The 12,826-nt window shown below is 60.6% G+C and carries 16 protein-coding genes; 5 read left to right on the forward strand and 11 right to left on the reverse strand.

Going from position 1 to position 12,826, the window contains the following annotated elements; all coding sequences use genetic code 11:
• Positions 1 to 69: 69 nt before the first annotated feature.
• Positions 70 to 684 carry a PAQR family membrane homeostasis protein TrhA gene (trhA, locus tag I9H09_RS22070; protein WP_005888294.1) on the reverse strand — a complete coding sequence of 205 codons (615 nt, stop codon included), beginning with the start codon at positions 682 to 684 and terminating at the stop codon, positions 70 to 72.
• Between the two features lie 154 nt (positions 685 to 838).
• On the opposite strand from trhA, the gene I9H09_RS22075 reads away from it, so the two are divergent.
• A complete protein-coding gene (locus tag I9H09_RS22075) occupies positions 839 to 1,765 on the forward strand; it encodes a LysR family transcriptional regulator (protein ID WP_005888292.1) in 927 nt (308 codons plus the stop codon).
• A gap of 10 nt (positions 1,766 to 1,775) precedes the next feature.
• On the opposite strand, the gene madM is transcribed toward I9H09_RS22075, so the two are convergent.
• The 9 genes from madM to mdcA form a co-directional block, all read right to left on the reverse strand.
• On the reverse strand, positions 1,776 to 2,540 hold the full coding sequence (gene madM / locus I9H09_RS22080) for a malonate transporter subunit MadM (protein WP_122346989.1): 765 nt from the start codon (positions 2,538 to 2,540) through the stop codon (positions 1,776 to 1,778).
• A gap of 1 nt (position 2,541) precedes the next feature.
• Entirely contained in the window at positions 2,542 to 2,958 is a 417-nt protein-coding gene (madL, locus tag I9H09_RS22085) for a malonate transporter subunit MadL (RefSeq protein ID WP_024689943.1), read from the reverse strand.
• Between the two features lie 69 nt (positions 2,959 to 3,027).
• Positions 3,028 to 3,963: a malonate decarboxylase subunit epsilon gene (gene mdcH / locus I9H09_RS22090; RefSeq protein ID WP_122312597.1), complete on the reverse strand. Its 936-nt coding sequence runs from the start codon at positions 3,961 to 3,963 to the stop codon at positions 3,028 to 3,030.
• Positions 3,960 to 4,598, reverse strand: a complete 639-nt coding sequence (locus I9H09_RS22095; protein WP_122323431.1) for a malonate decarboxylase holo-ACP synthase — start codon at positions 4,596 to 4,598, stop codon at positions 3,960 to 3,962. The genes mdcH and I9H09_RS22095 overlap by 4 nt, the downstream gene beginning before the upstream one ends.
• On the reverse strand, positions 4,592 to 5,392 hold the full coding sequence (mdcE, locus tag I9H09_RS22100; protein ID WP_122346990.1) for a biotin-independent malonate decarboxylase subunit gamma: 801 nt from the start codon (positions 5,390 to 5,392) through the stop codon (positions 4,592 to 4,594). The genes I9H09_RS22095 and mdcE overlap by 7 nt, the downstream gene beginning before the upstream one ends.
• Positions 5,389 to 6,240, reverse strand: coding sequence for a biotin-independent malonate decarboxylase subunit beta (locus I9H09_RS22105; protein ID WP_122323433.1), 852 nt, complete (start codon positions 6,238 to 6,240; stop codon positions 5,389 to 5,391). Before I9H09_RS22105 ends, mdcE begins: the two co-directional genes overlap by 4 nt.
• Complete coding sequence (locus I9H09_RS22110) at positions 6,233 to 6,532, reverse strand: malonate decarboxylase subunit delta (RefSeq protein ID WP_005888275.1); 300 nt, start codon at positions 6,530 to 6,532, stop codon at positions 6,233 to 6,235. Before I9H09_RS22110 ends, I9H09_RS22105 begins: the two co-directional genes overlap by 8 nt.
• A gap of 1 nt (position 6,533) precedes the next feature.
• The gene (locus I9H09_RS22115; protein WP_122323434.1) at positions 6,534 to 7,409 is read right to left on the reverse strand and encodes a triphosphoribosyl-dephospho-CoA synthase; all 876 of its coding nucleotides are present in this window, start codon (positions 7,407 to 7,409) and stop codon (positions 6,534 to 6,536) included.
• Complete coding sequence (gene mdcA, locus I9H09_RS22120; RefSeq protein WP_122346991.1) at positions 7,409 to 9,085, reverse strand: malonate decarboxylase subunit alpha; 1,677 nt, start codon at positions 9,083 to 9,085, stop codon at positions 7,409 to 7,411. Before mdcA ends, I9H09_RS22115 begins: the two co-directional genes overlap by 1 nt.
• A 265-nt stretch (positions 9,086 to 9,350) precedes the next feature.
• On the opposite strand from mdcA, the gene I9H09_RS22125 reads away from it, so the two are divergent.
• Positions 9,351 to 9,743 carry a PAAR domain-containing protein gene (locus tag I9H09_RS22125; protein WP_122346992.1) on the forward strand — a complete coding sequence of 131 codons (393 nt, stop codon included), beginning with the start codon at positions 9,351 to 9,353 and terminating at the stop codon, positions 9,741 to 9,743.
• A 249-nt stretch (positions 9,744 to 9,992) separates the two neighbouring features.
• Here the strand turns inward: I9H09_RS22125 and I9H09_RS22130 are convergent, their stop codons facing one another.
• Entirely contained in the window at positions 9,993 to 10,772 is a 780-nt protein-coding gene (locus I9H09_RS22130; protein WP_054989834.1) for a ParA family protein, read from the reverse strand.
• Between the two features lie 307 nt (positions 10,773 to 11,079).
• Here I9H09_RS22130 and I9H09_RS22135 point away from each other — a divergent pair, with 307 nt between their 5' ends.
• From I9H09_RS22135 to I9H09_RS22145, 3 genes are read left to right on the forward strand one after another with little or no spacing between them, the layout of a single operon-like run.
• Entirely contained in the window at positions 11,080 to 11,799 is a 720-nt protein-coding gene (locus I9H09_RS22135) for a beta-ketoacyl synthase chain length factor (protein WP_005888268.1), read from the forward strand.
• Positions 11,775 to 12,587 (forward strand): lysophospholipid acyltransferase family protein, encoded by an 813-nt coding sequence (locus tag I9H09_RS22140; RefSeq protein WP_024690750.1) that lies wholly within the window; start codon positions 11,775 to 11,777, stop codon positions 12,585 to 12,587. The genes I9H09_RS22135 and I9H09_RS22140 overlap by 25 nt, the downstream gene beginning before the upstream one ends.
• Positions 12,562 to 12,825, forward strand: coding sequence for a phosphopantetheine-binding protein (locus tag I9H09_RS22145; protein ID WP_005888264.1), 264 nt, complete (start codon positions 12,562 to 12,564; stop codon positions 12,823 to 12,825). Before I9H09_RS22140 ends, I9H09_RS22145 begins: the two co-directional genes overlap by 26 nt.
• Position 12,826: the final 1 nt, after the last annotated feature.

A 12,826-nucleotide genomic window follows, 5' to 3' on the forward strand; every position in this document is an offset into this window, starting at 1 on the left:
GGGCGTTACCACGCTGGAGCGTGGTAACGATAATCGAACCCAACGAGAACCTGGCTTCAGCGCCCACCTTCACAACACATAAAAACAGATAGCCACAAAATGCATCAGGCTGCCGCCGATCACGAACAGGTGCCAGATGCCGTGAAAGTGGCGGATCTGGTCGTAGGCGAAGAACAGGATGCCGACGGTGTACAGCACGCCGCCGCCAGCCAGCCAGATGAAGCCCGCCGTGCCGAGCGCAGCCAGTAGCGGCTTGACCGCCACCAGCACGATCCAGCCCATCACGGCGTAGATCACGATGGACATGATTCGCGCTTCGGAGCGGGGTTTTATCTCCTGCAAAATACCGATCAGCGCCAGCCCCCAGACGATGCCGAACAGCGTCCAGCCCCACGCGCCGCGCAGCGTGACGAGGCAGAATGGCGTGTAACTGCCAGCGATCATGAGGTAGATCGAAAAGTGATCGACCTTTTGCATGATCGACTTCGTGCGCCCCTGAACGCTGTGGTAGACGGTTGAAACGCTGTACAGCGTTATCAGGCAGACACCGTAGATCGCCATGCTGACCACTTTCCAGACATCACCCTGCAGGCTTGCCATGACCAGCAGCCAGATCGCGCCGACGGTCGCCAACACTGCGCCCACCAGGTGGGACCACGCGTTGAATTTTTCTCCGTAGTACATCCGCTCTATACCCTCTTATGGCGAAAACACTGGTTACAGAGGCTCCGGCTTATTGAAACAAACCGCAACACCTATGTCTGTGAGGGATATTTTAAGCAGCTATCGGGGCATGAGTTGGGCACAATCAGCGCACACCAACAACAAGCGCCACGACATGCAGATCGATGACGAACTCACGCTGAAGAAACTGGAAATATTCCTGGCGTTCATGCGCACAGGCAATCTGGCCCGTGCTGCAGAAGCGCTGCAGACCAGCAATGTCAGCGTTCACCGGGCGATCCATTCTCTGGAGAGCGCCCTGCGCTGCCCTCTGTTCAAGCACGAAGGGCGCAATCTGACACCGCTGGAAAGTGCTTATGTGCTGGAAGAGCGCGCGCAAAAGCTGGTGCAGGATGTGCTCGCCACGGTCGAGCTGACGCGCCAGGCCGCGGGTTTCTCGGCGGCACGTTTTCGCCTTGGGGCGCTGTACTCGCTGACGGTCAAGACCGTGCCGCAATTGATCATGGGCCTGAAGATACGTCGCAGCGAGCTGAATATCGACCTGATTCTAGGCTCGAACATCGACCTGCTCTACAAGCTCAAGAACATGGAAGTCGATGCGATGCTGGTGTCGCTGGACGAAAGCACCAACGACCCGGATTGCGAACACTTGGCGCTGTTTTCAGATGACATCTTCCTCGCCGTACCGACCGATTCACCGTTCGCGGCACACGACGAAGTGGACTTGAGCGACTTGCGCGAAGCGACGTTCATCACCCTTACCCAAGGCTTCGCAACCCATCGCGACGGAGTACGGGTATTCCGGCAAGCCGGGTTCGAGCCCAAGGTGGCGATGCAGGTAAATGATATTTTCACTCTGTTGAGCATGGTCAGTTCCGGCGTCGGCTATGCCCTGCTGCCGGGACGCATCGCCGCAGTCTATGAAAACCGCGTGCGGCTGATTCCGCTGCAGAGCCGTTACCGGATGCAGCAGCACATCGGCATGGTCTTTCTCAAGTCAAAGGAACGCGACCCTAACCTGCTGGCGCTATTGGCTGAATGCCGCATGTACGCCAATCGCCTGCTGGACCAAGCTACCTGATCGACAGGCACTAACCGACGATGCCGCGCACAATGAAATACAACACCGAAGGCCCTAGCAGGCAGCCAAGCCCGGTGTGGAAGGTGGCAGTCAGCGCGCCATAAGGCACCAGGCGCCGATCCGTTGCGGCCAGCCCGGCGGTCACGCCGCTGACCGTACCCGCCAACCCACCGAAGACCATTGCCGAGCGCGGGTTGTCCAGGCCCATCCAGCGCGCAGCCATCGGCGTACCCACCATCACCAGAATCGCCTTGATCAGGCCCGTGGCGATCGACAGCGCCATGACGTCCGAGGTTGCTCCCAAGGCAGCACCGGTAACCGGACCGACGATATAGGTCACCGCACCCGCGCCAATGGTCGTCATGCTGATTGCATCACGATAGCCAAACATCCAGGCAATACTGGCACCCACGATAAACGGCAGAATGGTGCCCAGCAGCAAGGCAATCACACCGATCAGCCCTGCCTTGCGTGCTTCGGTGGCCTGCACTTCAAGGGCCGTCGCCACGATAGCGAAGTCGCGCAGCATCGCACCGCCCATCAGGCCGATGCCGGAAAACAGCGTGATATCGGCAAGACCTTTCTGGCCGCCGGTCATGGTGCCGCCGACCCAGGCCAGAATCAGACCGATGACGATAGCAATCGCAGAGCCGTGAACCCTGCCGAAGGTCAGGCGCTTTGAAAGCACTACCGAGACCCACATGATGATGCCGACAAAGGCAAACGCCGTGATCAGGCCGTTGTGCTCCAGTCCCTTTTCGATGAGAGCCCACATATCAGCGACCTCCAGCCGGAGCGATATCGGGGGTCAACAGCGGCTCTTCATCAGGCAACGGGTCGCCTCGATTGGTGCGACTGATGAGTGCGATAGTGCAGGCACACAGCACCACTGAACCTACTGCAGCCAGCACGGCAACAGGGCCGCCCTTCAATGCAGTCACGACGTTCTGTTGCGCAGCCATCGCGACCACCACCGGGATGTACAACGCGCCCCAGAAGCCGACGCCCATTTCACAGTCTTTGGTCATGCCGCCGTGTTTCTGCATCCACAGGCGTGCGCAGATCAACAGGATCATGGCGATCCCGACCCCGCCCACATTGGATTTGACGCCCAGCAGAACGCCGAGCATGTCACCGAGAATCACGCCCGCAAGCGTGCAGATAGCCAGTAGTGCAACACCGTAGATAATCATTGTTGTTATTCCTCTGTTTGCATTGCTGAAGTTGTTGTTTTTGTCCTTCGTAGCAGCTGCACGGCGGCTCTATCGGGTGCGGCAACCCTCCTCTCGCGACAGCGCGACCAGGCTGTCCAGACGCGCAGCCTGAAAAGCCAATGCGCTTCCCTGCTGGAAGACCTTGCGCGCCAGCCCGGTGAGCACGGAGCCGGGCGGCAACTCGATGTGCAGTCGCACACCGCGTTCGTAGGCGGTTTCCACCGTGCCGCGCCAGTCGATGACCCTGCACATATTGAAGGCCAGGTCATCACGCATCTTTTCGACATTCAGTAGCGGACGCGCCGTGCTGCCGCTGAGGTAGCGCACCTTGGGTGTTTTAAGCTCGATGCCTGAAAAAGCCTCGGCCAGCTTTTGTGCGGGTGCTTCAAGCAAGGCGCAATGAGAGGGCACGCTGACGGCCAGACGCTTTACGGCTGCGGCGCCTGCAGCCTTGGCCTGTCGACCGACCTGTTGCATCGCCTCGGCGCTGCCTGCGATGACCATCTGGTTGTCGGCATTGATATTGGCAAGAAACACGGGCGTTTTCGCGCTGTGTACCTGGCCGATCATCGCTTCGACCTGGGCCTGATCCAGCCCGATGACAGCGGTCATGCCGTAGCCTTCGGGGTAAGCGCTCTGCATCAGCTCGCCGCGCAGCGCTACCAGCCGCATGGCATCGTCGAAGGCCAGCGCGCCGCAGATGACGGCTGCCGGATAGGCGCCGATCGAAAGCCCTGCGACGTAATCCGGCACGCACTCGCGGGCCTGTAACAAGCGCGCGCAGGCAACACCGGCGATCAACAGACACAGCTGAACGGCGCGGGTCGATTGCAAAGCCTCGGGGGTGTCCAGCGCCATGACATCCTCACCCAGCGCATCAGCGGCCTCTTGCAGGCAATCGCGAATAATCGGGTCGTCAGGCAACTGATGCAGCATGCCCGCCTGCTGCGCACCCTGGCCGGGGAACACCCACAGGCTGCTCATGCGCACGCCTCGACCAGGTACCACGGATTGGTCACAAGTCGCGCTCCGCTGGCGGTCCTGAGCAGCACCCGCCCTGCTGGCCGTGCCCATTCCTGTAGAGCGATTGCACCGTGATCTAGCTGTAACTGGACATCGACCCGGCAGGCCGATGTCTCCAACGCCTCGACCAGCTCGGCGGCGCAACGCCGACTGAACGGCTCGGGGGTGCGCAGAATCAGGTCCAGGTCGCTGTCCTGATTCAGCGCTGCGAAACCGCTGGCCAGTTCGAATCCGGCACTGCCGCCGATGCCCCAGACCAGCTCCAGTGCTTCCATCACCGGACGGATCTGGCGCAGGGCGCACAAGGCTGGGCAGTCCTGACCAGACCCGGTCGGACAAGCGATAAGTTGCTCGGGGCTTACCCGGTGAGAAATCTGCGAGAGCAGCATGCTCGCGGCATAACGCTGCTCACGTCCGTGGCCACGCAACCCTACCGCCACCTGACCGGCTGGCATCGTCTGACGCCGCACCACAACCGGCTGCCCGGCGATCAAGCCCTCGACCGCCCACTTTGGCGCGTCGTTCGGCAAGGCGGACAGCGGCATACCCCACAGCAAATCATGGGGCAGCACTGCGCCAGTACGATCACTCACCATTGCGCTCGCATCAGCTGGCGCACTTTTGCCGACGCCGCTCGGTTGCTCGCGCCCAGGCGACTGCTCAGGTCGACGCCAGCGGCCTGCGTGTCCTTGATGGCACGACTCAGCACATCGCGGACCTGGGCCAGGTCATCTGCAGCGGGTTGTTCGATCTGACTGACCTGCAGGGTTTCCCACAGCAGACCGAGGCTGGCGTAGCTGTCGATGTCGTAGGCCATCGGCGGGATGCTGGCAGCGAGCTTTTTCAGGTCTTCGACACTGCGCAGGGTCACGCGGGCGGCCGAGGCTTTGCCCATCGCGTGCACCATGACGCCAGGGTCGCGCAGCGCGATCAACCGATTGGCCTGGTAGCCGTGGGCCAGAAACGCGCCGGACATCGCTTTGCCCACCAACAGGCCAACCACCGGATGCCCGGCCAACCGCGCCCGCGCATAGCTGTCCACTGCCCCGGCCAGCGCCTGGTGAATGCCTAGCGCCTCTTCGCGACGGCCAAAGGCCTGGCTCGGTACGTCGACAATGGCGATCAGGGCGCGCTTCTCGGCACGCTCGCGATCCTGTTCGATGGCATCGTCCACCGCCTTGGCCAGCCCCCAGCCTTCCAGCAAACCCACCTCGCCCTGACGCGCACGAGGGAAGCGGTTTTCGGTATCGGCAATCACCGCCAGAAAGCGCACCGGCTGCTCGCCCAGCCTGCCATCGGCTACCTTGAGCGAAGCAGGCAGACCCGCAACGGCGGCGCCCCCTGAGCTCAATGCGTTGAACCAGTTCAAACCCCGTTGTGAATGACTCATGAGAGGGCTCCTTGGTAAAGAGTGCGCACACGTTGTGGATCGATTTGCGCTTCGGTATCGAGGCTGGCCAGACGGTTTAAAAACAGCTCGTACTGGCTGCTGCGATGCGTTGCGGGCACGCCTTGCCTGAGCCAGTCGCTGACCTGCTGACGAATAGCGGCCACGTCATCGCTGGCAAAGCCATCGACCAGATCACTGGCGAAACGCTGTTCACCACCAGTCAGGCTCCAGATGAACGGTCGGTCACGGGAGTCGTATTCTTCGATGCCGGCTTCCTGCTCGATCACCTGCGGGCCGTTCAGCCCGAGGCGCGCTTCCTGGGTCACCAGCAGATAACTGCAAAGCCCTGCAGCAATGGACATTCCGCCAAAACAACCAACGCTGCCCGCTACTACGCCGATCACCGGTTGGTACTGACGCAGGTCGACCATCGCGGCATGAATTTCGGCAATCGCCGCCAGGCCCAGATTGGCTTCCTGTAAGCGCACACCGCCGGTTTCCAGCAATACAATCGCGGCGGTGGGAATACCGTTGCGATTGTCTTCGGCAGCCAGTTCCAGTGCGCCGGCCATTTTTGCGCCGCCGACCTCACCCATGCTGCCGCCCTGAAACGAGCCTTCGATGGCAGCGATGACCACCGGCAAACCATCGACAGTGCCTTTGGCGACCACCACGCCGTCGTCGGCCTGAGGCACCACGCCTTGCATGGCCAGCCAGGGCGACATGACGCGGTCGAACGGGCCGAGCAATTCCCGAAAGCTCCCCGTGTCCAGCAAAGCGCGGGCGCGTTGACGGGCGCCGAGTTCGATGAAGCTGCGCTGGCTCAGCAAACGTGCGTTATCAGTCATGGCCGATCTCCTCGAAACCTTGCTCCAGACGCAAGCGCACCACGCCGGGGGTTGCACCGAAGTCATGGATATCGATGCTCAGCGCGGGCGGGGTCTGGCCCTCGAACATGCGTTCAAACAGGTGCTTCCAGCGCAGCGAGGCGCCGTTCACCGAGGTCACCACCTGAATAGACAGTTTGCCCGGCTGTCCTGGTTCCAGCAGCACTTCCAGGTCACCGGAACCCACCACGCCCACCATCGCCCGGCCTTTGGGCGGCTGTCCGGCGGGGAATTCAAAAGACAGGGTTTCCATTTCAGGCACTCCTCGAAACAGGGCCTAGCGCAGGCTCCAGGCCATCGATAAACAGGCAGGCGGCGAGCAGATCAGCAGCTCCGCCAGGCGAAGCGTTCAGTGCCAGCAATTGCTGATCCAGTCCGTTCAGCGCTCGGCGACCGGCCAGGCTGGCACTGCCACCGGCATCCAGCACACGCTGCGCGCCCTGTTGCATGACGCTCAGCCCTTCGATACCCGAACGATGCAGCACGCAGGTGTCAGCCAGGCGGGTCATGATCGCCAGCAATGCATCAAGCCGGGCGTTCTGCTCGCCACTGCCTGTCGCGCGACTGCGCTGCAACTGCGGCAGCGCGAACAGCGTTATGGCAGGAAAGCCCTGCTGCGCCTGCTCCTTGGCCCCCATGACCTTGTAGCGACGAACCACTTCACTGCCGTGGCTATTTTGCGTGAGCACCTGGCGGTCCTTGATCATTGCCAGCCTGGCTGCGCGCTGACAGACTGCGTCAGATCCACAGTCATGCGGCTCCAGCGCCACCGCCGTGACCAGCAGCCCCAATGCCCAGATTGCGCCCCGATGGGTATTTACCCCGCCCGTGGTGCGCAACATGGAGCCCTCGCCCTCACGTCCCAGACGGCCAAGCGCCTCGCGCAACGGCTGGCCCACTGTCTTGAATTGCGCGGCGGCATCGGCCATCAGCTTGAACGTCGGCCATAACGAGAGCGCCGAAGCATGCATAAGCCCCAGGTGCAGGTCGGTGTGCGCGCCACTGCCACGACGGTCGACCAACGCGGGTTTCGGCGAAAGGTCGGCTTCGGCGATCAGGGCGTCGACTGCCAGATCAGCCAGTCGCTCGGCCAGTGAGGCCGGTTGCGGTGTCAGTTGAAGTGCGCTCATTACCAGCTCCTGAATTTGGCAGGCGGGTTGTAGAGGCCACCGGACCACTCGACCAGATCGGCGATGCTTTTGGCCGCCAGCAGTTCGCGACTGGCATCGGTGCGGCGGATGCCGAGGTCTTCAGGCAGCGCGATCAAGCCTTCTCGACGCATGCGGGCAGTGTCTTTCGGGTTGTGGCGCAAACCGATCACGGTCACGCCCGCCACCGCTGCAATCATCGCCTGACGCTCTTCCAGGCTGCGCGCCTTGTACAGATAGGCGATGCCTTCTTCGGTCAATAAATGAGTGACGTCGTCGCCGTAGATCATGATCGGCGCCAGCGGCATGCCGCTTTTCTTCGCCACCTCAACGGCATCGAGCGTTTCGACGAAGGTCGGTTTGCCGCCCTCCTGAAAGGTCTCGACCATCTGTACCACCAGCTTCTTGCCACGTTCCAGATAGGCAGCCGGGCCGTCTTCGGTCTGCTGGCGCATATCCAGCCAGGCCGGGGTGGTATGCCGTCGGCCACGCGGGTCATGGCCCATGTTCGGCGCGCCGCCGAAACCTGCCAGACGCCCACGAGTGACAGTCGAGGAATGCCCGTCACCGTCGACCTGCAGAGTCGCACCGATGAACAAATCAACGGCGTACTGACCAGCCAGCTGACAGAGCTGCCGGTTGGAACGCAGTGAGCCGTCGCGCCCGGTAAAGAACACGTCCGGGCGGGCGGCAATATAGTTTTCCATGCCCAGTTCGGTGCCGAAGCAATGCACGCTCTCGACCCAGCCGCTCTCGATGGCCGGGATCAGGGTCGGGTGCGGGTTGAGCGTCCAGTTGCGGCAGATCTTGCCTTTGAGCCCCAGCGACTCGCCATAGGTCGGCAGAATCAGTTCGATGGCGGCGGTGTTGAAACCGATGCCGTGGTTCAGCGATTGGACGTTGTGTTTCTCGTAGATGCCGCGAATCGCCATCATCGCCATCAGCACGTGTACTGGCTTGATGTGACGCGGGTCGCGGGTGAACAGCGGCTCGATATAGAAAGGCTTGTCGGCCACCACCACGAAATCGACCCAAGAGGCCGGAATGTCGACCCGAGGCAGTTCACTGACGTCATCGACCAACTGATTGACCTGAAAGATGACAATGCCGTCGCTGAAGGCAGCGGGCTCGATCAGTGCGGGGGTGTCTTCAGTGCTGGGCCCGGTATAGATGTTGCCTGCACGGTCGGCCATGAACCCTGCGGCCAGTACGACATTGGGGATAAGGTCCACCACCAGCCGTGAATAAAGCTCGATGTAAGTGTGAATCGCGCCGATTTCCAGCAAGCCGTCTTCCAGCAACTGGCTGATACGCAGGCTTTGTGTGCCGGCAAACGAGAAATCCAGTTTTCGGGCGATGCCCTGCTCGAACAGGTCCAGATGTTCTGCACGGCCAACGCTCGGCATGATCATGTGCAGGTCATGCACCTTGCCTGGGTCAACTTTGGCCAGCGCGCGGGAGAGAAAATCCGCCTGTTTCTGGTTATTGCCCTCAAGTACCACCCGATCACCGGAAACCAGCAACGCCTCCAGCGCCTCGACGATCTTGTCGGTCGGCAACACCACGCCATCGGCCAATGCCCGCACCTGCTCGAGACGCCTTTTTTTCTCGGTGCGACGACGTGTCCAGCGCGCGTCGGGGGAAGTTGTTGTTGTCATGATCGCTCCACGATTGTGCTGTCGTGGGCCACCTTAGGAGCGATGGATGCCTTGCATCAATCAAGCAGCGAGCCCGATCGTTACGGCTGGGGTAACGATGAGCGAAATAATCAGTTTTAGGCACACTTTATATGTGCCTCTGCAACATCTCTGAAACGCGCTGCTGATGTTTACGTGGGATGTGTCTTTAACTGGCTTTGGTCGATGCCGAGGCGCTGATTTGCACCTAGCCTCAGGCCTTCCGGAACCTACAGGAAGTACTGCCATGTCATTCATAGTCAGGGAAGGCGATTCCACTACAAGCGGCGGCTTTGTGCTGAGCGCATCGGCGCAAGAGGTGATCGACGAGCGCCGCGTAGCGCGCATGGGGGACCCGGTCTGGTGCCCCGCATGCACGAGTATCGGCTTCATCGCCCAGGGCAACCCGACTTACGTCGACGACCTGGTGGCAGTGGCCACTCAAGGCCACCATGTACGCTGCGGCTGCGAACCCGGCAGCAATACACTGACGGCCTCGCAGGAGAGATTTCAGGCTGATATGGACGCAACCATCAGCATCCCCGAAGAACAGGCCTCGAAAGCACGCCTGCATGGCGAACACCTGGCGCGCTCATTGAGAGACGGCAGCTACACGCCAGAGGTGCTGAGGCCACGATGACTCTCATGCCAATGCCCGTATGCCATTTTGGACGCTCTGCGCCCGCTATCGAGCAGGCGGCGCGGCGCAGATCTGTGACGTGGAGCGTCACCCAAGGCATTACCACGCTGGAGCGTGAGGAACGATAGACGCATATGCTGGGAGGTGAGGCACGATAGGCGTCCGGAAGAACTCCTATCGTGCCCACGCTCCAGCGTGGGCACGCATTTCTGGACGCTCTGCGTCCGATTTCGGGTGCGCAATGGCCCATCAAGGATGGGCATTGGTCTCCAGCAAATGGTGCAGGTCGACAAACTGTTGCGTCAGTTTGTGGCGTGGGTCTAGGTGGATCAGGGGCAGATTGGCCTGGTGCGATTCACGCATTTTCACCGAAGCATTCAAATAGACCGGCAGCACTGGCAGGCCCTCGGCGATGAGCTCGTCGAGCATCTGCTGCGGCAGGCTGGCCCGCGGCTGGAACTGGTTGACGATGATGCCCTCGACCAGCAGATCCTCGTTGTGATCTTCCTTCAACTCTTCGATTTCACGCAGCAGCCCGTACAGTGCCTGTCGCGAGAAACTGTCGCAATCGAAAGGGATCAATACGCGATCTGAAGCAATCAGCGCCGAAACCGCATAGAAATTCAGTGCAGGCGGCGTATCCAGATAGATCCGCTCGTAGTCCTCGCTTAGCTCATCCAGCAGTTTGCGAAGCTTGTTGATCTTGTGTTTTGCCTCAAGCTTGGGCTGCAGGTCAGCCAGCTCGGCCGTGGCGGTGACCACATGCAGATTGTCGAATGGCGTTTCATAGATATCGACGTGGTTTTTCTTGGCGAACGGGGCAGCCGCCAGCGTGTTCTTGAAAAACTCGGCAATCCCCATCGGAATATCGTGGCCAGTCAGGCCGGTAAGGTACTGGGTAGAGTTGGCCTGGGCATCGAGATCGATCAACAGTGTCCGATAGCCTTCGTGAGCGCTGACTGCAGCCAGATTGCAGGCGATGCTGGATTTGCCGACACCGCCCTTCTGATTGAATACCACGCGACGCATGCTTTGGACTCCTCGAAGATGAAGAAACAACAAGAGTGGCCGATAACGACCATAGGTGCATCGATTCTAGGCAGCAGATGTGACAACAACGAGCTTACCCCATACGGAGGGTGTCTGGTTGTCATACACAAAACAGACTCGAACCTTACAATACCTGCCTGTAAACAGTTTTTCATGTAACAAATTTGCTAGTAATGACACCCATCGGGATAATGCGCGCACTCGGGATAATGACCGCACCCAGGCTGATATCGACCTGATATCGATGTAGCGAGAAACATGCCCACAGGGGCGGGAAGGCATAGTCTTGATCACGTTCAACATTGCACGATGGCAGGCTTGGGCCCCGGGCCTGGCAAGCGCGGATGACTGGCAGAAATGGAGTCGTGACCCGACGCCTTTGCAAGACAGTGATGAAGCGCCGGACGTGTCTTTTCTGCCTGCCATGCAGCGCCGACGTCTGGGTCGCATGGCGCGCATGGCGTTTGCGGTCGGCTGGCCATTGACCGAAGGCTACGGGCGAGTGCCGCTGGTGTTCGTATCGCGCCACGGAGAAACCCCGAGAACGTTTGAAATTCTGCGTGACCTGGCCGCAGACGAGCCGCTTTCGCCGACCCAGTTCAGCCTCTCGGTGCATAACGCAGTGATTGGCCTGTGGTCGATAATGCGCGGCGAGACCAGTGAAATGACGGCGTTGGCAGCCGCAGGCGATGGCCTGGAATATGGAGCATTCGAGGCAGCTGCGCTGTTGGCCGAAGGAGCTGAAGCAGTGCTGCTGGTGGTGACCGAAGAGCAACCACCGCAAGCCTATGCCCAATGGATTGATGATGTGCCCTTTCCCTACGCCGTCGGCTTGCTGCTGACGCCTGGCAGCGAGTGGGAATTGTCTTTGCACGGCGACACGCAAGGAACCCGACGGACTCAGTGGCCCCACGCACTGAATCTGCTGCGCGCCTTGCACACTAATCAATCGGCCTGCCTGCACCCCTGGAATAACCGGTTATGGAACTGGCAACGCAGTCACTGAAAAAAGGTCAGGACGCCTATTACTGGCGCCTGCTGGCAACCGGCATCAGTTTCGCCCTGTTCGGGTTGAGCGGCCTGTGCCTTCGATTGTTCGTTTTTCCGGTATTGAGCTGCCTGCCAGGCAGCAAGGCCAGCCACCAGCGGCGCGCGCGACGGACCATCAGCCACCTGTTCTGGCGGTTCATCCGCATCATGGCGCGTATGGGCGTGCTGACCTACGAGGTGCAGGGCGCCGAAAAACTGGGGCGTCCCGGGCAGATGATCATCGCCAATCACCCATCACTGATCGACGTGGTGTTTCTGATCGGTCTGGTGCGTGACGCCAACTGCGTGGTCAAGCGCAGCCTCTGGGAGAACCCGTTCACACGTGGCCCGGTGCGCTCCACCGGATATATCAGCAACGACGGCAGCATGGACATGCTCGACGCCGCAGTGGAGCGCCTGCAAAGCGGCCAGACGCTGATCATCTTTCCTGAGGGCACGCGCACACGGCCCGGTCAGCCGCCGGTCTTTCATCGGGGCGCGGCCGCCATCGCGTTGCGCGGCGCGAGCCTCATCACCCCGGTGACCATTCAGGTACGCCCGACCACCCTGACCAAGGCCGAGCCTTGGTATCGCATTCCGCAACGCCGCGTGCACTTCACTTTTCGCGTCGGTGCCGATATAGACCCAAACGCCTTCAGTTCGCTAGGCCCGCCACCCATAGCGTCCCGCAAGCTCAACGATTACCTGCATGACTATTTCACCAAGGAGCTCGCCTCAGATGAGCGATCTGCACCAGGACATTAAATTGTTGATCATCGATGCCCTGGGCCTCGAAGACATCACTCCGGAGGATATCGGCAACGATATGACGTTGTTCGGCGAAGGACTTGGCCTGGATTCGGTCGATGCACTGGAATTGGGTCTAGCCATCCAGAAGCGCTACGGCATCAGGATCGACGCCGATGCAAAAGACACACGTAACCATTTTGCCAGCGTCGACAGCCTAGCGGCCTTCGTCAGCGCCAACCGGCCTGAGAATTGAA

Source organism: Pseudomonas tremae, assembly GCF_023278125.1.
GTDB lineage: Bacteria > Pseudomonadota > Gammaproteobacteria > Pseudomonadales > Pseudomonadaceae > Aquipseudomonas > Aquipseudomonas tremae.

Coding starts and splice junctions, on each gene's coding strand:
- trhA (WP_005888294.1), bottom strand. CDS start 684: ATGTACTACGGAGAAAAATTCAACGCGTGGTCCCACCTGGTGGGCGCA.
- I9H09_RS22075 (WP_005888292.1), top strand. CDS start 839: ATGCAGATCGATGACGAACTCACGCTGAAGAAACTGGAAATATTCCTG.
- madM (WP_122346989.1), bottom strand. CDS start 2,540: ATGTGGGCTCTCATCGAAAAGGGACTGGAGCACAACGGCCTGATCACG.
- madL (WP_024689943.1), bottom strand. CDS start 2,958: ATGATTATCTACGGTGTTGCACTACTGGCTATCTGCACGCTTGCGGGC.
- mdcH (WP_122312597.1), bottom strand. CDS start 3,963: ATGAGCAGCCTGTGGGTGTTCCCCGGCCAGGGTGCGCAGCAGGCGGGC.
- I9H09_RS22095 (WP_122323431.1), bottom strand. CDS start 4,598: ATGGTGAGTGATCGTACTGGCGCAGTGCTGCCCCATGATTTGCTGTGG.
- mdcE (WP_122346990.1), bottom strand. CDS start 5,392: ATGAGTCATTCACAACGGGGTTTGAACTGGTTCAACGCATTGAGCTCA.
- I9H09_RS22105 (WP_122323433.1), bottom strand. CDS start 6,240: ATGACTGATAACGCACGTTTGCTGAGCCAGCGCAGCTTCATCGAACTC.
- I9H09_RS22110 (WP_005888275.1), bottom strand. CDS start 6,532: ATGGAAACCCTGTCTTTTGAATTCCCCGCCGGACAGCCGCCCAAAGGC.
- I9H09_RS22115 (WP_122323434.1), bottom strand. CDS start 7,409: ATGAGCGCACTTCAACTGACACCGCAACCGGCCTCACTGGCCGAGCGA.
- mdcA (WP_122346991.1), bottom strand. CDS start 9,085: ATGACAACAACAACTTCCCCCGACGCGCGCTGGACACGTCGTCGCACC.
- I9H09_RS22125 (WP_122346992.1), top strand. CDS start 9,351: ATGTCATTCATAGTCAGGGAAGGCGATTCCACTACAAGCGGCGGCTTT.
- I9H09_RS22130 (WP_054989834.1), bottom strand. CDS start 10,772: ATGCGTCGCGTGGTATTCAATCAGAAGGGCGGTGTCGGCAAATCCAGC.
- I9H09_RS22140 (WP_024690750.1), top strand. CDS start 11,775: ATGGAACTGGCAACGCAGTCACTGAAAAAAGGTCAGGACGCCTATTAC.
- I9H09_RS22145 (WP_005888264.1), top strand. CDS start 12,562: ATGAGCGATCTGCACCAGGACATTAAATTGTTGATCATCGATGCCCTG.